Source organism: Kitasatospora sp. NPDC022856, from assembly GCF_055561235.1.
Genome location: NZ_JBVHHE010000017.1, coordinates 182,751 through 199,961 on the forward strand (window position 1 = coordinate 182,751; position 17,211 = coordinate 199,961).

19 protein-coding genes and 1 pseudogene are annotated in these 17,211 nt (G+C 75.4%); 11 read left to right on the forward strand and 9 right to left on the reverse strand.

The features are described 5' to 3' along the window. The first annotated feature begins 63 nt into the window (after positions 1-63). From ACZ34W_RS23060 to ACZ34W_RS23070, 3 genes are all read left to right on the forward strand, one after another. Complete coding sequence (locus tag ACZ34W_RS23060; RefSeq protein WP_396486257.1) at positions 64-747, forward strand: AAA family ATPase; 684 nt, start codon at positions 64-66, stop codon at positions 745-747. 131 nt (positions 748-878) lie between these two features. After that, positions 879-1,631 (forward strand): thioesterase II family protein, encoded by a 753-nt coding sequence (locus ACZ34W_RS23065; RefSeq protein ID WP_359804551.1) that lies wholly within the window; start codon positions 879-881, stop codon positions 1,629-1,631. Between the two features lie 227 nt (positions 1,632-1,858). Next, complete coding sequence (locus ACZ34W_RS23070) at positions 1,859-3,697, forward strand: S8 family peptidase (RefSeq protein WP_465606635.1); 1,839 nt, start codon at positions 1,859-1,861, stop codon at positions 3,695-3,697. Between the two features lie 89 nt (positions 3,698-3,786). Here ACZ34W_RS23070 and ACZ34W_RS23075 read toward each other — a convergent pair whose 3' ends face one another. After that, a complete protein-coding gene (locus ACZ34W_RS23075) occupies positions 3,787-4,029 on the reverse strand; it encodes a hypothetical protein (protein WP_465606637.1) in 243 nt (80 codons plus the stop codon). Positions 4,030-4,121: 92 nt separating this feature from the next. Here ACZ34W_RS23075 and ACZ34W_RS23080 point away from each other — a divergent pair, with 92 nt between their 5' ends. The 3 genes from ACZ34W_RS23080 to ACZ34W_RS23090 all read left to right on the forward strand — a co-directional run bounded on the left by ACZ34W_RS23080 (position 4,122) and on the right by ACZ34W_RS23090 (position 6,514). Next, positions 4,122-4,706 carry a TetR/AcrR family transcriptional regulator gene (locus tag ACZ34W_RS23080; protein ID WP_329485870.1) on the forward strand — a complete coding sequence of 195 codons (585 nt, stop codon included), beginning with the start codon at positions 4,122-4,124 and terminating at the stop codon, positions 4,704-4,706. An 86-nt stretch (positions 4,707-4,792) separates the two neighbouring features. After that, positions 4,793-5,773: a zinc-binding dehydrogenase gene (locus tag ACZ34W_RS23085; RefSeq protein ID WP_329485869.1), complete on the forward strand. Its 981-nt coding sequence runs from the start codon at positions 4,793-4,795 to the stop codon at positions 5,771-5,773. 267 nt (positions 5,774-6,040) lie between these two features. Beyond that, positions 6,041-6,514 carry a helix-turn-helix domain-containing protein gene (locus ACZ34W_RS23090; protein ID WP_465606640.1) on the forward strand — a complete coding sequence of 158 codons (474 nt, stop codon included), beginning with the start codon at positions 6,041-6,043 and terminating at the stop codon, positions 6,512-6,514. Positions 6,515-6,617: 103 nt separating this feature from the next. On the opposite strand, the gene ACZ34W_RS23095 is transcribed toward ACZ34W_RS23090, so the two are convergent. Both ACZ34W_RS23095 and ACZ34W_RS23100 read right to left on the reverse strand, forming a co-directional pair. Beyond that, entirely contained in the window at positions 6,618-7,220 is a 603-nt protein-coding gene (locus ACZ34W_RS23095) for a ClpP family protease (protein WP_329485867.1), read from the reverse strand. A 1-nt stretch (position 7,221) separates the two neighbouring features. Next, the gene (locus ACZ34W_RS23100) at positions 7,222-7,860 is read right to left on the reverse strand and encodes a ClpP family protease (protein ID WP_465606642.1); all 639 of its coding nucleotides are present in this window, start codon (positions 7,858-7,860) and stop codon (positions 7,222-7,224) included. A 492-nt stretch (positions 7,861-8,352) separates the two neighbouring features. On the opposite strand from ACZ34W_RS23100, the gene ACZ34W_RS23105 reads away from it, so the two are divergent. Then, a complete protein-coding gene (locus ACZ34W_RS23105; RefSeq protein WP_465606644.1) occupies positions 8,353-8,781 on the forward strand; it encodes a DoxX family protein in 429 nt (142 codons plus the stop codon). A gap of 25 nt (positions 8,782-8,806) precedes the next feature. On the opposite strand, the gene ACZ34W_RS23110 is transcribed toward ACZ34W_RS23105, so the two are convergent. After that, entirely contained in the window at positions 8,807-9,412 is a 606-nt protein-coding gene (locus ACZ34W_RS23110; protein WP_465606646.1) for an SGNH/GDSL hydrolase family protein, read from the reverse strand. 281 nt (positions 9,413-9,693) lie between these two features. On the opposite strand from ACZ34W_RS23110, the gene ACZ34W_RS23115 reads away from it, so the two are divergent. Beyond that, positions 9,694-10,551 carry an S-methyl-5'-thioadenosine phosphorylase gene (locus ACZ34W_RS23115; protein ID WP_465606648.1) on the forward strand — a complete coding sequence of 286 codons (858 nt, stop codon included), beginning with the start codon at positions 9,694-9,696 and terminating at the stop codon, positions 10,549-10,551. Here ACZ34W_RS23115 and ACZ34W_RS23120 read toward each other — a convergent pair. Together ACZ34W_RS23120 and ACZ34W_RS23125 are read right to left on the reverse strand one after the other, a co-directional pair. Beyond that, complete coding sequence (locus ACZ34W_RS23120; RefSeq protein WP_465606650.1) at positions 10,517-10,948, reverse strand: hypothetical protein; 432 nt, start codon at positions 10,946-10,948, stop codon at positions 10,517-10,519. The genes ACZ34W_RS23115 and ACZ34W_RS23120 overlap by 35 nt on opposite strands. Continuing rightward, positions 10,945-12,123: a molybdopterin-dependent oxidoreductase gene (locus tag ACZ34W_RS23125; protein WP_465606652.1), complete on the reverse strand. Its 1,179-nt coding sequence runs from the start codon at positions 12,121-12,123 to the stop codon at positions 10,945-10,947. Before ACZ34W_RS23125 ends, ACZ34W_RS23120 begins: the two co-directional genes overlap by 4 nt. Before the next feature lie 112 nt (positions 12,124-12,235). Here ACZ34W_RS23125 and ACZ34W_RS23130 point away from each other — a divergent pair, with 112 nt between their 5' ends. From ACZ34W_RS23130 to ACZ34W_RS23140, 3 genes are read left to right on the forward strand one after another with little or no spacing between them, the layout of a single operon-like run. Next, entirely contained in the window at positions 12,236-13,624 is a 1,389-nt protein-coding gene (locus ACZ34W_RS23130) for a hypothetical protein (RefSeq protein ID WP_465606654.1), read from the forward strand. Between the two features lie 53 nt (positions 13,625-13,677). Further along, positions 13,678-14,391 carry a molybdopterin-dependent oxidoreductase gene (locus ACZ34W_RS23135; protein ID WP_329485856.1) on the forward strand — a complete coding sequence of 238 codons (714 nt, stop codon included), beginning with the start codon at positions 13,678-13,680 and terminating at the stop codon, positions 14,389-14,391. Next, positions 14,375-15,028, forward strand: coding sequence for a cytochrome b/b6 domain-containing protein (locus tag ACZ34W_RS23140; RefSeq protein WP_465606656.1), 654 nt, complete (start codon positions 14,375-14,377; stop codon positions 15,026-15,028). Before ACZ34W_RS23135 ends, ACZ34W_RS23140 begins: the two co-directional genes overlap by 17 nt. Here the strand turns inward: ACZ34W_RS23140 and ACZ34W_RS23145 are convergent. The 3 genes and pseudogenes from ACZ34W_RS23145 to ACZ34W_RS23155 form a co-directional block, all read right to left on the reverse strand. Beyond that, positions 15,003-15,671, reverse strand: a complete 669-nt coding sequence (locus tag ACZ34W_RS23145) for a class I SAM-dependent methyltransferase (RefSeq protein ID WP_465606658.1) — start codon at positions 15,669-15,671, stop codon at positions 15,003-15,005. The two genes, ACZ34W_RS23140 and ACZ34W_RS23145, sit on opposite strands and share 26 nt — an antisense overlap. Continuing rightward, the gene (locus ACZ34W_RS23150; RefSeq protein ID WP_465606701.1) at positions 15,668-16,408 is read right to left on the reverse strand and encodes a TIGR04282 family arsenosugar biosynthesis glycosyltransferase; all 741 of its coding nucleotides are present in this window, start codon (positions 16,406-16,408) and stop codon (positions 15,668-15,670) included. The genes ACZ34W_RS23145 and ACZ34W_RS23150 overlap by 4 nt, the downstream gene beginning before the upstream one ends. Next, positions 16,385-17,113 (reverse strand): annotated as a pseudogene (locus ACZ34W_RS23155) (glycosyltransferase family 2 protein); the annotation flags it as partial. The gene ACZ34W_RS23150 and the pseudogene ACZ34W_RS23155, both read right to left, overlap by 24 nt. Positions 17,114-17,211: the final 98 nt, after the last annotated feature.

Sequence of the window (17,211 nt, forward strand, 5' to 3'; positions counted from 1 at the left end):
TCCGGAGGGCGGTCGGTGTTGTTATCGTTCCAGGTCGGGCACCGACGGGGATGAGTGAGCACCATGGACAGGCCGACCACGCCGGGCGGGCGGACCGCGGTACGGCAGGGGGCGCAGACAGCGATGGAACCGCGGGGCCTGGTCGATCTCAGGGGCGCGGCCGGTGAGTCCTTCACCGTCCGCTACCCGCCGGGCGCGGTCGTGGTGGTCTCCGGACTCCCCGGCAGCGGCAAGAGCACCCTGCTGCGCCGCTGGTCGGACCGGAGCGGGGCGGCCGCCACCGTCGACCCCCGGGCCGTGCACGAGGCCTGCGCGGCGGTGATGCCGGCCGCCCTGCCGTACGCGGTCTACCGGCCGTGGGCCCGGATCGAGCACTTCCGCCTGCTGCGCGCCTCCGTCCGCCGGGGCGGTCCGCTGCTGGTGCACGACTGCGGCAGCCGGGCCTGGATGCGCCGCTGGTTGTCCGGCGTCGCCGCCCGTCAGGGCCGTGAACTGCACCTCGTCCTGCTGGACGTCGGCGCCGTCACCGCGCTCGCCGGTCAGCGGGAGCGCGGGCGCTGGGCCCCGCGCCGGGCCTTCGCCCGCCACCGCCGGGGCCTCGACCGGCTGCTGGCGGCCTTCACCCGGCACGCCGCGGGCGCGGCCGGCACGCCCACCCCGGAGGCCGCCTCGGTGCTGCTGCTGGACCGGGTCTCCCGGGAGCGCGCGGAGGCCGTCCGCTTCGGCCCGGCCGAGCCGGCCCGGTAGCGCGGCTCCGCCGCGGCGACGGGCCGGTCGCGGGTGCCGGGTGCCGGGTGGCCCGTGGTGCGCGGTGGGGCGGCAGGGGACACTGGGGAGGTAGCGCAGCAGCTGACCCGTCTTCAGGGAGGTCGTCCCGCATGGCCCGCAGTACCGCCACCGAGAGCCCGTGGTTCCGCCGGTTCCACTCCCACGACACGGCGCCCGCCCGGGTCGTCTGCTTCCCGCACGCGGGCGGGTCGGCGAGCTACTTCCTCGACTACGCGACCGCCCTCGCGCCGTACGCCGACGTGCTCGCCGTCCAGTACCCCGGCCGGCAGGACCGCTTCGGCGAGCCCGGGATCGACTCCGTCACCGGTCTCGCCGACCGGGTGTACGAGGCACTGCTGCCCTGGACCGACCTGCCGCTGACCTTCTTCGGGCACAGCATGGGCGCGGCCGTCTGCTTCGAGGTGGCGCGCCGCTTCGAAGCGGACGGCGCGGCCGGCCCGGCCCACCTGTTCGTCTCCGGCAGCCGCGCGCCCTCCCGGCCCCGGGAGTCGGCGGTGTACCGGCTCCCGGACGACGAGCTGCTCGCCGAGGTGTCCGAGCTCGGCGGCACCGACGCACGGGTCCTCGCCGACCCGGAGCTGCGGGCCGTCATCCTGCCGGCGCTGCGCAGCGACTACACCGCGATCGAGACGTACCGGTGCGCGCCGGACGCCGTGGTGTCGCCGCCGGTGACCGCGCTGACCGGGGACGCGGACCCGCGGGTCTCGCTGGACGAGGCCGGCGGCTGGGCCCGCCACACCACCGGCGCCTTCGAGCTGGAGGTGTTCCCGGGCGGCCACTTCTACTTGGCCGAACAGCGGGACGCGGTGCTGGAGGTGGTGACCGCGCGGCTCCGGGGGTGAACGGCCCCAGTGGCGGGGGGAGTCGGGCTCGTGCACGAACGAGCCCTGCTCCGGGGGGGGGGCGCCGGGCGACGCGGGCGCGGGCGGCGCCCCCGGGCGACACCAAAAGTTGACACGCTTGTGACAAGCCGTCACGCGTAAAGCCTTCCCCAAGTGCTCACCGATCTGGCATGTTGCGTTCAAACTCCGTGCGAACCCCTCACGCACGGGCCGATCGGAGGACACACGTGTCACCCCTGATATCCCGGCGGCTCGGTCGCCCGGCCGCCGCGCTCGCCGTCCTCTCGGCCCTGGCGCTGGCCGTCCCCGGCGTGACGGCCGCCGCCGCCCCCCTCGCGGCCGCCGCCCCCACGGCCGCCGGGGTGCCCGCCGCCGCCGGGGTGCCGACCGCCGCCGCCACCGCCCCGCAGGTCGCCGCCGGCTGGGCCGCCGGGACGCGCGCCTACCTGGTGATCAGCGCACCCGCCGACACCGCGGCCGCCAGGAGCGCCGTCACCGCCAACGGCGGCACGGTCTTCGCGAGCTACGACGCGATCGGCGTGATCGTGGCCCACTCCACCTCGGCCGGTTTCGCGACCGCGGTGCGCGGCGCCGCCGGTGTCCAGCAGGTCGGCGCGACCCGCACCTCCGACGTGCCGGCCGACGCCTACAACCCCGCGCTGCCCGCCAACCCGGCCCAGGCGGCCACCACCCTCACCGAGTCGAACCGCTGGGACATGACCCAGATCAAGGCCGACCAGGCGTGGGCCGTCAGCACCGGCTCCGCCACCGTCAAGGTCGGCGTCCTCGACACCGGGGTGGACGACCAGCACCAGGACCTCGCGCCGAACTTCGACGCCGCCGACTCGGCCTCCTGCGCCTACGGCAAGGCGGACACCCGCACCGGCGCCTGGCGGGACGTCGACACCCACGGCACCCACGTCGCGGGCACCATAGCGGCGGCCAAGAACGGCAAGGGCGTCGTCGGCGTCGCCCCGGGCGTGAGGATAGCCTCCGTCCGGATAGCCGAACCGACCAGCACCCTCTTCTACGCCGAGAACACCGTCTGCGGCTTCGTCTGGGCCGGTGACCACGGCTTCAAGGTGACCAACAACAGCTACTACACCGACCCGTGGCAGTTCAACTGCCCGGACAACGTCGACCAGGCGGCCATCATCGAGGGCGTCAAGCGCGCCCAGGAGTACGCCGAGGGCAAGGGCTCGCTCCAGGTCGCCGCGGCCGGCAACTCCGACTACGACCTGGCCAACAAGACGACCGACAGCGAGAGCCCGAACGACTCGACGCCGGTCACCCGGACCATCAGCAACGCCTGCCTGGACATCCCGACCGAGCTCCCCGGCGTGGTCACCGTCGCCGCCATGGGCAGCGGCAGCGCCAAGGCCTCCTACTCCAACTTCGGCAAGGGCGTCATCGACGTCGCGGCCCCCGGCGGCGACGGCGCCAACGGCGTCTACTCGACCCTGCCCGGCGGCAAGTACGGGACCAAGAGCGGCACCTCGATGGCCTCCCCGCACGTCACCGGCGTGGCCGCGCTGATCGCCAGTGCCGACCCGACGCTCACCCCGGCCGGCATCCGGGCCCGCCTCGCCACCCAGGCCAACGACGTGGCCTGCCCCGGCTCGGACGGCCGCTGCACCGGCACCACCGCGAACAACGCCTTCTTCGGCGAGGGCCAGGTCGACGCGCTGAAGGCGGTCGGCGGCACCACCACGCCGCCGACCGGCAAGTACTTCGAGAACCTGACCGACGCGGCGATCGCCGACAACGCCACGGTGGAAAGCCCGATCGCCGTCACCGGCGTGACCGGCAACGCCCCCGCCGCCCTCAAGGTCGGCGTGGACATCAAGCACACCTACCGCGGTGACCTGGTGATCTCCCTGGTCGCCCCGAGCGGCACGGTCTACCTGCTGGAGGACTTCGCGAACGGCGACAGTGCCGACGACGTCGCCAAGACGTACACCGTCAACGCCTCCGCGAGCGCGGCGAACGGCACCTGGAAGCTCCGGGTCAAGGACGGCGCCTCCGGCGATACCGGCACGATCGACGCCTGGAACCTCACCTTCTGATCCCGCGTCCGGTCCCGCCCGACAGCCCTGTGCTCCGCCGCCCACCGGGCGGCGGGGCACAGGCGTCCCGGGAGCCGCGGGCGCGCCCGTCAGAAGGCGACGATGCCCTCCCTGCCGACCCCCTGGGGCACGGTCTGCGAGCCCAGCGCGGTGAGCGAGCCGTCGGGGTTGACCGCGAACTCGTCCACGACGCCGTCGACCCCGGTCTGGGCGTAGAGGTGGCGCCCGTCCGAGGACACCGCCGCGTCGACGGTGCCGGGGCGGGTGGGCGTGTTGCCCAGCGCGGTCAGTCCCTGCGCTGACAGGGTAGGTGACGGTTTGTCGGGAACCATGGAATTGCCGGGTTCGGCCCCGCCGCGGGGCCACCGTGCGCGGCGGGTGGGCGGGGCTTGTTCTTGAATGAACGCTCAGGTATGTTTTCCCCATGCCCAGGCCGCGTGAGTTCGACCCCGACGCCGTCCTCGATCAGGCGATGCGGCGGTTCTGGGAGCGCGGCTACCGGGCCACCTCCATCGAGGATCTGGTGAAGGCGACCGGGGTCAAGCCCGGCAGCATCTACAGCGCGTTCCCCGGGGGCAAGCACGCGCTCTTCGTGAAGTCGCTGGAGCGCTATTCGAAGCTGGTCGTCCCGCAGAAGCTCGGGGAGCTGGAGGCGCCGGCCGCGTCGGTGGCGCAGGTGCGCGGCTACTTCGACGGGCTGGTGCGCGACCTGCTCAGCCCCGAGGGGCGGCAGGGCTGCCTCCTGGTCAACACCGCCATCGAGAAGGCCGCGGAGGACGACGAGGCGGCGGCCGTCGTGCGCGGCCACCTGGCGCGCCTGGAGCGCTGCATGACCCACGCCCTGGAGAACGCCGTCCGCCGGGGCGAGGTCAGGAGCTCGCTCGACGCGGCCGGCAGCGCCAAGCTGCTGGTGGCGACCTGCCAGGGGCTGATGGTCGTCGGCAAGGCCAATCCCGACGCGGCGGTCCTGCGGGCCGTCGTCGACAACGCCTTCGTCGCGCTCTCCTGACGGGCGCGGCGTTCCCGGGCCACCGTACGCGGTGGCCCTCTTTTCGGCCCCATAGTTGAATGACTACTCAAGAATGAGGTTCGGACATGAAGGCCATCGTCATCTCCGCCCACGGCGGCCCCGAGGTGCTCGCCGTCACCGAACTGCCCGACCCGGTACCCGCCGACGGCGAGGTCCTCGTCCGGGTCAAGGCGTTCGGTCTCAACCACGCCGAGGCGTACATGCGCAGCGGGGCCTGGGGCCCGGTGGCGGCCGTCCCCGGGATCGAGTGCGCCGGCCTCGTCGAGGCCGACCCCTCGGGCGAACTCCCCGTCGGCACCCGGGTGGTGGCGATCCTCGGCGGGATGGGGCGGACCCGCAACGGCAGCTACGCCGAATTGGTCACCGTCCCGGCCACCCATGTGGTGGCCGTGGAGTCCGGGCTCTCCTGGGCCGATCTGGCCGCCGTGCCCGAGGTGTACGCCACGGCCCACAGCGCCCTGCACGGCAACCTCGCCCTCCGGCCGGGGGAGACGCTGCTGGTCCGGGGCGCGACCTCCTCGCTCGGGCAGGCCGCCGTCAACCTCGCCGTCCGGCACGGTGCCGACGTGCTGGCCACCACGCGCAACCCGGATCACGGGCCCCTGCTCAAGGACCTCGGGGCCGTCGACGTGCTCATCGACGACGGAAACCTGGCCGCGGAGGTCGGCCGCCGGGGCCTCGTCGTCGACGCCCTGCTCGACATCGTCGGCAACAGCGTGCTGCGCGATTCGCTGGCCGCGGTCCGCCCACGGGGCCGGGTCTGCCAGGTCGGCTTCCTCGGCGGCTTCGCACCGGTGGCCGACTTCGACCCGATGGCCGACCTGCCCGGTGCGGTCGGGCTCAGCTTCTTCGGCAGCGCCTTCGTCCTGGGCACACCGGCGTTCCCGCTCGCCGACGTGCCCCTGGAGGCGATCTGCGCCGAGGTCGAGGCGGGCGTCCTGAAGGCCCGCCCGACCCGGGTCTTCCGCTTCGGTGAGATCGTCGAGGCCCATCGGGTGATGGAGGCGGGCCGGGCCCTGGGGAAGATGGTCGTCGTCGTCGACTGACGCGGCCCCGGCCCGGCACCGGGCCGGCCGCCACCGCGGACCGGACGCACCCCCGAGGACCGGACGCACCCCCGAGGAGCTGACCCGCCGGCGGGTCCGGCGCGGGGCGGCCCGCCACGCCGGCGCGGCGCCTCAGCGGTCGACGGCCGATCGAACACGCCCCGGACAACGGGCGGGAGCCGCGGCCCGGTCGCGGTTCCCCGCGGCTTCACCCAGGGCAGAACGCCGTGCCCTTCCCCCGGCGCCCGGGATCCCTAGGCTGAAGGTGTGAGCACTCCTACGCCGAACGAAGCCCGCGTCATCCCGCTGCGCCCGCCGGTCTCACCCGGCCCCGGTGCGGCGGCCCGCCCCCCGCATCGGCAGGCGGGGGTCCCCCCGACCCCCGCGCCCCGGGAACCCCTGTGGCGCGACCTCGTCGGCGACGCGCTGCGGCGCGAGCGGCTGGCCCAGGAGCGGACGTTGAAGGACGTCGCGGAGGCGGCCCGGATCTCGGTGCCGTACCTGTCGGAGCTGGAACGCGGACGGAAGGAGGCCTCCTCCGAGGTGCTCGCGGCCGCCGCCCGCTCCCTGGGCCTCGGCCTCGCCGACCTGCTCTCGCTCGCCCAGGACGAGCTGGTCCGGGGCGGGCTGGCCCGGGGCGGGCGCGGCCGGGTGGCGCACGGCTCGGTGGGTCGCGGCTCGGTGGGCCGGGGGCGGGTGTCCTCCCCGTCGCGCCACGACGGTCTCTGCCTCGCGGCCTGACCGCGACCGCGCGTCGCGCGGACCGGCCCGGCGGCACACGCCGCCGGGCCGGCCGCCGTGCGCTCGCCGTCCGACCGGCCCGCGCCCACGGCCCCGGGCGGGATCAGACGAGCGCGTTCCGTCGGCTCAGCACCTCGTCGGCGAGCCCGTAGGTGACGGCCTCCTCGGCGCTGAGCACCTTGTCCCGGTCCATGTCCGCCCGCAGCGTCGCCACGTCGTGACGGGTGTGCCGGGCGAGGACCTCCTCGACCTGGGAGCGGATGCGGACCATCTCCTTGGCCGCGAGGCTGAGGTCGGAGACGGTCCCCTGCCGGCCGCCGCTGGCCGGCTGGCCGAGCAGGACCCGTGCGTGCTGGAGCACGAACCGCCGTCCGGGGTCTCCGCCGGCCAGCAGCACCGCCGCCGTCGACGCGGCCTGTCCGACGCAGAACGTGGAGATCGGCGCCTGCACGAAGGTCATCGTGTCGTAGATCGCCATCAGTGAAGTGAAGGACCCGCCCGGCGAGTTGAGGTAGAGCGAGATCTCGCGCTCCGGGTTCTCCGACTCCAGGTGCAGGAGCTGGGCGATGACGACGTTGGCGAAGCCGTCGTCGATCTCGGTGCCGAGGAAGATGATCCGCTCGTTCAGCAGCCGGCTGAAGACGTCGTAGGACCGCTCGCCCTGTGCGGTGCGCTCGATGACGTAGGGAACCGTGTACGACCCCATGTCAGAGCCCCATCCGCGGCCGCGAGGAGGCCGGGCGGACGTCGGCGAGCGACTCCAGCACCCGGTCCACCATCCCGTACTCCCGGGCCTGTTCGGCCGTGAACCAGCGGTCCCGGTCGCCGTCCCGGGTGATCGTCTCCTCGCTCTGCCCGGTGTGCTCGGCGATGATCCGCTCGATGGCCTTCTTGGTGAACTGGAGGTTCTCCGCCTGGATCTCGATGTCCGCGGCGGTGCCGCCGATGCCCGCCGAGGGCTGGTGCATCATGATCCGCGCGTTCGGCAGCGCGAACCGCTTGCCGGGCGTCCCGACGGTGAGCAGGAACTGGCCCATGCTGGCGGCGAACCCCATCGCCAGGGTGGAGACGTCGTTCGGGATGAGCCGCATGGTGTCGTAGATGGCGAGGCCCGCGGTGACCGAGCCGCCGGGGCTGTTGATGTAGAGGCAGATGTCGGTGCGCGGGTCCTCCGCCGACAGCAGCAGCAGCTGGGCGCAGACCCGGTTGGCCGACACGTCGTCGACCTCCGTGCCGAGGAGGACGATCCGCTGGGCGAGCAGTTGGGCCGCCAGGTGGTCGTCGAAGCGGCTGGGCGGCCGGGAGCCCTCGTCCACGCGGGGCGGGGCGGTGGTGAGGGGAGTCATCGGGATCTCCTTGTCGATGCGGGATGCCGTCGACCCCACTCTTGCCCCCGGAGGATCCCCGCAGGTCGATTCTCTGCCCGCCGCAGATTCGCCGAGGGCAGAGCCGACGGGACGGCCCGCGGTCGCCGGCCGGGTTCCGCTCCCTCCCGCTCGCCTCCGGTCCACGTGGTGATGGTGATGGGTCTGACCGGGCTGATCGCCTTCACCATCCTGCTGATCCAGCAGCTCGACGCGCCCTTCGACGGCTTCCTCGCCGTCACTCCGCAGGCCTTCACGCGGTACTTCCCGTTCGTCTGACCCGCACTCCGGCGACGCCGCCACGGCCCGGGCGCGCGCCGCACGGAGCCGGTCGTCCTCGTCGCCGGGGTCGTCAGGGGGCATGAGCGGGCTGCCGGGGCGGCGGACGAAACAGTTCTTCCTGGACCGATGAGTTCGGGCGGTGGCGGCGGTCAAACCTGGGAAAGCATCGCCCGCTACCCGGGGAGACCTGACATGTCCGACATCACCACCCTCACCGCCCCTGACGTGACGACCACCGCGAGGTCCGGCAGGGCCATGGCCGGTGTGGTCCTGGCTTTGCGGGTGCTGCTCGCCCTCTTCTTCGCCCTGGCCAGCGCGCTCCCGAAGCTGCTCGCACTGCCCGCCGCGACGGAGGTCTTCGACGCGATCGGTGCGGGCCACTGGTTCATGTACCTGACCGGGCTGGTGGAACTGGCCGGCGCGGTCGGCCTGCTGGTCCGCCGCCTGGCCGGGCCGGCCGCCATGGCGCTGATCGTCTTCCTGGCGTTCGCGTTCGTCACCCAGCTCACCGCGATGCACGGCGAGAACGCCGGGACGCCGTTCGTCTTCATGGTGCCGCTGGCCGTCATCGCCTGGAACCGGCGCGCCGGGACGGTCGGGCTGCCCGGCCGCCGGCCGTGACCGGCCGCCCGGTGGCCCGGGGCCGTCACAGCTCGGTGAGTTCGCCCAGGCCCAGGGTGCGGAGCGTGAGGTCGGCCATGTGCCGGTGGCCGACGGCGTTGGGGTGCGCGGGGTCGTCGAGCCAGGCGATCGGCTCGCTGTCGGGGAAGTGGGCGAGCCAGTAGGCCTCGTGGTCGACCAGCAGGGCCCCGGTGTCCGCGGCGATCTCGCGCACCGCCTGGCAGTAGGCGGGCAGTTCGGCGCGGGCGGCGCGTCCGGCCCGGCTGACCACGAGGGGCGTGTGCAGCACGATCTGGGCACCGTCGGTCCTGGCGATGATCGCGCGCATCGACGCGTGGAACTCGGCGAGTCCGTCGAGCCCGGCGCGGGCGTCGTTGGTGCCCAGCGAGATGGACAGCACGTCGGGGGCGAACCGGCCGATGAGGTGGTCGTACGCGCCGAGGACGTCGGTGGCGCGCCAGGCGGACACCCCGGTGTTGACCACGATGTCGGTCAGCCGGTCGAGCTGCCAGCCGACGCGTTCGTGCACGTGCTCCACCCACCCGCGGGCGCCGTGCGTGTGCAGGACGGCCTGGGTGATGCTGTCGCCGGCCATCACCCAGGTCATCGGTCCGGTGGACAGTTCGACCATGTGATCATCCCCCTGTATTCGATGTACGGGCGGCGGCCCTCGGCCGGCGTCCCGAGAAGTTGATCATATGGGCTGGCGTTCCCGAGGGGTCCGGAGCCAGGGCAGGAGGGCGCAGGAGCAGCCGCCCGTCGCGGGCCCGAGGAGGCGCGTCCTTACCGGGCGGCGACGCCACTCACGCGGTCCGCCCGGCAGCCGTTCGCGGATCGTAAGGCCGTACGCGCGGGATCTCCCGGCGTCGGCTCCTACAGTGGCGGCACAGTCAGGCGAGAGAGGTGGATTCAGTGACGGACGATCAGATCATCCTGCCCCGCGCGGATGTGGGGGTGATCGGCGGCTCCGGGCTCTACGAGCTGCTGGACGACATGGTCGAGGTGCGGACCCGTACCCCGTACGGCGAGCCGAGCGACGCGCTGTTCGTCGGCGAGGTGGCCGGCCGCCGGGTCGCCTTCCTGCCCCGGCACGGCCGCGGCCACCGCCTCCCGCCGCACCGGATCAACTACCGGGCCAACCTCTGGGCGCTGCGCTCGCTCGGCGTCCGCCAGGTGCTCGGGCCCTGCGCGGTGGGCGGGCTGCGGCCCGAGTACGGACCGGGGACGCTGCTGGTGCCGGACCAGTTCGTGGACCGGACCAGTGGCCGGGCGCAGACCTACTACGACGGACTGCCGCTGCCGGACGGTTCGGTGCCCGAGGTGGTGCACGTGTCGACGGCGGACCCGTACTGCCCGCAGGGGCGCCGGGCCACGCTCTCGGCGGCGGCCGGCGCCGCCTGGGAGCCCGTGGACGGCGGCACCCTGGTGGTGATCGAGGGCCCCCGCTTCTCGACCCGCGCCGAGTCCCGGTGGTTCACCGCCAACGGCTGGTCGGTGGTCGGGATGACCGGCCACCCGGAGGCCGTCCTGGCGCGCGAACTCGGCCTCTGCTACACCTCGGTGGCCCTGGTCACCGACCTCGACGCGGGGGTGGAGAGCGGCGAGGGGGTCACCCACGCGGAGGTGCTCGCCGTCTTCGCGCGCAACGTCGAGCGGCTGCGCACGGTGCTGTTCAAGACGATCGGCCTGCTGCCCACCGAGCGCGCCTGCCCGTGCGGTCACGCACTGGACGGCCTCACGACCGGTCTTCCCGGCGTACCGGGCGACTGACCGGCCGGGGCCGGCGCCACCGCCGGACGAGCCCGATCAGCAGGGCGAGTACGGCGGTGGCGGCCAGGACGGCGAGCCAGTTGCGCAGGTAGGGCAGCGGCAGCAGCGAGGAGTTGCCGTGGTCGTCGTGGGCGCGCAGCACGGCCGGGAGTCCGACGGCGGTCACGGCGGCGGCCACGACCAGCCAGCCGCGCAGCACCGGTCCGCGGGCCAGGTGGGCGCCGACCAGGCAGAGCAGCGGGAGCCAGACCCCGTCGTGCAGGACCAGCGCCCCGATCCCCCAGACCAGGACCTGCGCCGGGTCGGTGAGGTAGACGTCGGTCAGCAGGCCGTAGAGGCCGTAGCCGATCAGGGCGAGACCGGCGGCGAGGGCGGTGCCGCGGAGCCAGCCGGTCATCGGGACACCTCCAGCCGGGCGACCCACTTGGTCTGCAGCACGCCGGGGCGGTTCGGCGCGATGACGCGCGCGGGGAAGCCGTGGTCGGCGTCCAGCGTCTCGCCGTCGACCCGGAGGGCGAGCAGGGTGAGCGGGTCGTCGACGTACTGCGCGGGCATCTCCATCACCCGGTAGGGGCCCTCCTCCTCCAGCGAGGTGACCCGCACGGCGGAGCCGGCCGGCGCACCGGCCCGGGCCATCAGCTCGGCCACCCGGACGCCGCCCCAGCGGGCGCTCGCGCTCCAGCCCTCCACACAGGCGATCGGCAGGACCGCCTCGTGCTGGGGGAGCCGGGCCAGTTCGTCGAGACCGATCTCGTACGGCCGGGGGCCGTCCACCCGCAGCCGCCAGCCGGCGGGCACCTCCACCGTCCCGGCCTGCGCGGCGGTGCGGTTCACCGGGAGCCCCTGCGGGCCCAGGTCGGGCCGGCGCGGGGCCAGCAGGTTCAGCGGGCGCAGCCAGGGCACGCTCTGCCCGGCCGTGGTGAGCGTCACCGCGCCGACCGCCGCGGCGACCGAGGTCAGGAAGGCGCGCCGCCCGGGGACGGTGAGCCGGGGCCGGCGCCAGTTCCGGGCGATCAGCGGCGCCTTGGCCGCGAGGTGGACCAGCAGGCCGCCGGTGGCCAGCCAGCCGACCCAGAAGTGGGTCTGCCGGAACGGGAACGGCCACGGGTACCACTGGAGGGTGTTCAGCAGGCCGGTGAACAGTTCCAGCAGCAGGGCGGCCACCAGGACGGCGATGCCCAGCCGCTCCAGCGCGTGCGCCACGCTCCGGGCCGGCGGCCACTCGAACAACCGCGGGTAGACCGTCCAGAGCTTGGCACCGAGCAGCGGCACGGCGGCGATCCCGCTGATGACGTGCAGTCCCTGGGTGACGCGGTAGCCGTTCACCGGGCGCGCGGGCAGCAGGCCGGCGAGCCGACCCGTCGGGTCCTGGAGCAGGTGGCTGAGGAGACCCGTCAGGAAGCAGACCACCAGCGCGGCGCCCAGCCACCGGCCGAGGACGACGGCGGTGCGCGGCTCGTGCAGGGCCGAGCGGAAGACGCCGTCCCGGAACGGGCCGCGGCGCAGGGACGCGGGCGGCGGCGGGAGGGCGAGGCGGGGGCGGCGCCGGGCGCCGGGGTACTTGGAATCCACGCCCCCATCGAAGCGCCACCCGGCCCCGCGCGGCGGGTACGACGTGCTTACGGAAGTCGAACGGGGGCCGCCGCGGCCGTTCGCGCCGCCGCCGCGGTGGCAGGGTGAGCGGGTGGCCACTCGGACCCTTCTGCCCTGCACGCTCGCCCTCGCCGCCCTGGTGGCGGCCCTGGCGACGACCGTGACCGGCGGCGGCACGCTCGCCGACCGCGGCCCGCTCCACGGCTGGTACGCCCTCGACGCGGGCCTGTTCGTGCTGGCGCTGCTGCTCCTGCGGCGGGTGCCGGCCCGCCGGGTGGCGCCGCTGGTGCTGGCCGGGAGCGTGGCGGTCGCCGCCGTCGGACTGCTCGCACCGCCGCGGACCAGCGACGACGCCTACCGGTACGTCTGGGACGGCCGGGTGCAGGCGGCCGGCATCTCCCCCTACGCGCACGCCCCGGACGACCCGGCGCTGGCCCGGCTGCGCGACCCGGGTCTGTTCCCGGTGACGGACGGCTGCAGGGGGTGGGACGAGCGGCGGACGGCGGCGGGCGACTGCACCCGGATCAACCGGCCCGCCGTGCGCACCATCTACCCGCCGGTCGCGCAGGCCTGGTTCCTCGCCGTGCACCCCTTCGGGGGCGGGGTGCGCGGGGTGCAGGTGGGCGGCGCGCTGCTGGCGGTCGCGACCACGGGCGCGCTGCTGGTGGTCGGGCGGGGCGGCCGGCGGGCGGCGCTCTGGGGGTGGTGCCCCGGCATCACCGTGTGGGCGGTCAACGACGCGCACGTCGACACCCTCGGCGCGCTGCTGATGACCGTCGGGCTGGGCTGCGTGGCCGGCCGCCGGCCCGGCACCGGGGGCGTGCTGCTCGGCGCCTCGGTCGCCACCAAGCTGCTGCCGGCCCTCGCCCTGCCCGGGGCGCTGTCGGGTGCACTGTCGGGGGCGCTCGCCCGCCGTCCGACCCGCCGGGACGTCGCCGTCCTCGGCGCGGCGCTCGGGGCGTTCGGGCTGGCGTACCTGCCCCATGTCGCCGTCTCGGGCCCGGCGGTGCTCGGGTACCTGCCGGGCTACCTGCGGGAGGAGGGCTACGAGCAGGGGCACCTGGACCGGTTCGGGCTGCTGCGGCTGGCGCTGCCCGACCGCTGGGCGCCGTGGGCGGCGGCCCTGGTGCTGGCGGCGGTGGTGTGGCGGGTGCTGCGGCACGGCGACCCCCGCCGCCCGTGGCGGGGCGCGCTGCTGGTGACCGGGACGGCCCTGCTGCTCGTCGCGCCGGCCTACCCCTGGTACGGCCTGCTGGTGGTGGCCCTGGTCGCGCTCGACGGCGGTTGGGAGTGGCTGGCCGTCCCGGCCGCCGGGCAGGTGCTTTACCTGGTCGGCGGCGGGCCGGCGCAGCAGGCCGCGTACGGGGCCGCGCTGGCCTGCGTGCTCGGGGTGCCGGCGGTGCGCGGGCTCCTGCGCGCCCGGCGGTGCGCGGCCGGGGAACGGGCCTCGGCGGGCGCGCCGGAGATGACGAAAGCCTGACGGCTCGGCGTCGGGGCTGGTCGCGGGTACGGGCCGGCTGTTCCAATCGAGCCGTGGACAGTAGAGCGAAGCGATCCCGGGGCACCCCGGTGGGCCGGCGGGTGGTGCTCGGCCTGGTCGGCCTCGGCGCCGCCGGCGTGGCGGCCGGACCCTTTCTCCAACGCGCCCAGGACGCCCTGGCCGGCCAGGACCCGACCGGGCTCACCGGCCTGCTGCCGGGCGGCGGCGGCTTCCGGTACTACTCCGTGGTGGCCTCGGTGCCCTCCCGGGGCCCCGACACCTACAGCCTCACGGTGGACGGCCTGGTGGAGCGCCCCGGCAGCTACCGGCTGGCCGACCTCCAGGCGATGCCGCAGCGCCGGATCGTGCGCGACGTGCAGTGCGTGACCGGCTGGCGGGTGCCGAACACCCCGTTCGAGGGCGTGCCGCTGGCACACCTGCTGGACGCCGCCGGCGTCTCGGCGGGCGCCCGGGCGGTCCGGTTCAGCTGCTTCGACGGCGAGTACACCGAGAGCCTCACCCTGGAGCAGGCCCGGCGGGACGACGTGGTGGTCGCGCTCAAGCTCCAGGACGCCCCGATCTCCCACTCCCACGGCGGACCGGTGCGCCTGTACGTGGCGCCGATGTACTTCTACAAGTCGGCGAAGTGGCTGTCGGGCATCACCGTGACCGACACCGTGGAGCCCGGGTACTGGGAGCGCAACGGTTACGACGTCGACGCCTGGGTCGGCCGCTCGAACGGACGTGACGATGCCCCGACCGCCTGACCTCCTGCTCCGCTTCGCCCGCGCCGAGCGCTGGGTGCACCGCACCACCGCGGCCCTGATGCTGGTCTGCCTGGCCACCGCCGCCTGCCTCTACCTGGCGCCGCTGGCTGAACTGGTCGGCCGCCGACGCCTGGTGGTCACCGTCCACGTCTGGTGCGGACTGGCCCTGCCGGTACCGCTGCTGCTCGGGCTCGCCTTCCGGACGGTGCGGGCGGACGTGTCGAGGCTGAGCCGCTTCCACCCGGCGGACTGGGTCTGGCTCCGGGCGACCTGGGCCCGCGCCTCGTACCGCCCGGCGGGGAAGTTCAACGCCGGGCAGAAGCTCTACGCCCAGTGGACGCTGGGCGCGATGCTGGTGATCCTCGGGACGGGCCTGCTGATGTGGCTCACCCACCTGGCGCCGACGGCCTGGCGGACCGGCGCGACCTTCGTCCACGACTGGCTCGCGGCGGCCATCGCCGTGGTGACCGCCGGGCACGTCTGGATGGCCGTCCGGGACCCCGAGGCCCGGCGCGGCATGCGGACCGGGCTGGTCGACCGGCGCTGGGCCGGGCGCGAGCACCCGCTGTGGACGCAGGAGCGCCCGGCGGCGGACGCCGAAGCGGTGCCCGTCAGCGGGGACGGTCCGCCCTCCTGAAGGCGAGGAACCGGCGGCCGAGGGCGGACCAGCGCTCGGTCTCGACCAGCCCGGCCCGCTCGGCCCGGCGGGCGGTGGCCGCCGCGCCGCAGCGGGCCCAGGCGAACGGCGGTCCGAGCCGCCCGTCGTAGCCCTCCACCCGGACGGTGATCCGTTCGTCGATCTCCCGCGGATCCACCTCGACCAGCAGCACGCCCCCCGGCGCGAGGAGTTCGGCGCCGCGGCGCAGCAGCAGCCCCGGGTCGCCGCCGATGCCGAGGTTGCCGTCGGCGAGGAGCGCCCCGCCCCAGCGGCCCTCGGCGGGCAGCCGGTCGAACACCGAGCGGCACAGGGCCGGGCCGCCGAGGCGCCGGGTGCGGTCCACCGCCGCTCCGGTGATGTCGACGCCGAGCGCCGGCACGCCCAGCTCCAGCAGGGCCGCGACCAGCCGGCCGGGTCCGCAGCCGAGGTCCACCACCGGCGCGGCCAACCGGCGGCAGCGCTCCAGCAGCCCGTGGTCCGCCCCGGCGGCGGGTGCGCACCAGCGCTCGACGTCGAGCGGGATCCGGTGGCCGTCCTCGCCGCGCAGCCAGAGCGGGCCCCGCCCGGCGCGGACGGCCTCGGCGAACGGGTCGTCCACCCACGCTCCGGCGGCGACGGTCATCGCGTCACCTCCGAGGTGGTCCCGTGCGCGTCGTCGGCCTGCTCCGGGCCACCGGTCCCGAGCGCGTCGGCCGCCTCGGTCGCGTCGTGGGCCTCGACCGCGTCGGCGAGCCTCATCGCGCGCAGGCGGGCCGCGAAGCCGCTGTGCGGAGCCTCGGCGGCGACCAGCCGCGCGTCGGCGACGGTGTCCACGTCGGTGAGCACCGGGAGGTGGTGGACGGCGAGCCGCTCGGCGGTCAGACGGTCGAGCAGGGCGCGCCCGGTCTCCGGCGTGGACATCGGCAGCCCCAGCAGCAGCCGCCGGGCCAGCTCCCCGGTCGGCCGGGCCAGCCCGAGCGCCCAGAACCCGCCGTCGGCGGCCGGCCCGTACCAGGCGTCGGCGCCCCCGCGCCGGGCCGGCGACAGCGGCTCGGCGAGCAGCGCCGCGTCCACCTGCGGGGTGTCCATGCCGACCAGCAGCGCCGGCGCCTCCGGGGCGGCCTCGGCGGCGTGCGTGAAGGCGGCCGCCAGCCGTTCGTCCAGCCCGCCGCCCCGCTGCGGCACGACCTGCCAGCCGGGCGGGAGCCAGCGCCCGGCCTCGCCGTCCAGCACGAGCAGCCGCCGCCCGGCCGGTACCCGGCCGAGGGTGGCCAGCGTGTCGGCGAGCGCGGCCTCGGCCAGCGCCGCGGCCTGCTCGGGTGTGCAGGGCGGGGTGAGCCGGGTCTTCACCCGCCCCGGGGCGGGCGACTTGGCGATCACCAGCAGGGTGGCCGGCGGCGCGGCCAGCACGGCCCGCATGTCGCGGACGGCCTGCCGGGTGCCGCGCACGGTACCGGTGACCTTGGAGCGACCGGTGCGCGGCAGGTAGTCGACGGGCGTCTCGGCGATCCGCATCCCCGCCGCCGAGGCGGCGAGCACCATCTCCAGCGGGTAGCCGGAGCGGCGGTCGCCCAGGCCCAGGGCCAGCAGCCGCTCACGGCGGGCGGCCCGCATCGGCCCGAGGTCGTGCAGCGGCGCCCCCGTCCGCGCCCGCAGCCGGCGGGCCAGCACGGCGTTGGCCAGCCGGGCGTGCGGCGGCCAGGCCCCGGCGGCCGCCGGCATGCGCCGGCCCAGGACGAGGTCCGCCGAACCGGCCAGGACCGGCGCGGCCACCCGCGGCAGCTGGGCGGGGTCCAGCGAACCGTCACAGTCCAGGAAGCAGACCAGCTCGGCGGTGGCGGCGAGCAGTCCGGCGTGGCAGGCGGCGCCGAAGCCGCGCCGCGGCTCCTCGACGACGGTCGCGCCCAGCGAGCGCGCCAGGTCGGCGGAGCCGTCGCGGGAGCCGTTGTCGACGACGATCGCCCGCCAGCCCGCGGGGATCCGCCCCAGCACCCAGGGCAGCGCCGCGGCCTCGTCGAGACAGGGCAGGATCACATCGGCGGACGGCGGTCCGGCGGACGGTACGGGGGGAGTCGGAGAGATCACGTCGGCCACGCTAAGGGCGGCCGGCCCGGCGGCGGCCGAACCGCGCCCTTACGAAAGTCCAACGGCGGGCACCGCCCCGGCCCGGCCGCGCCAGCGAT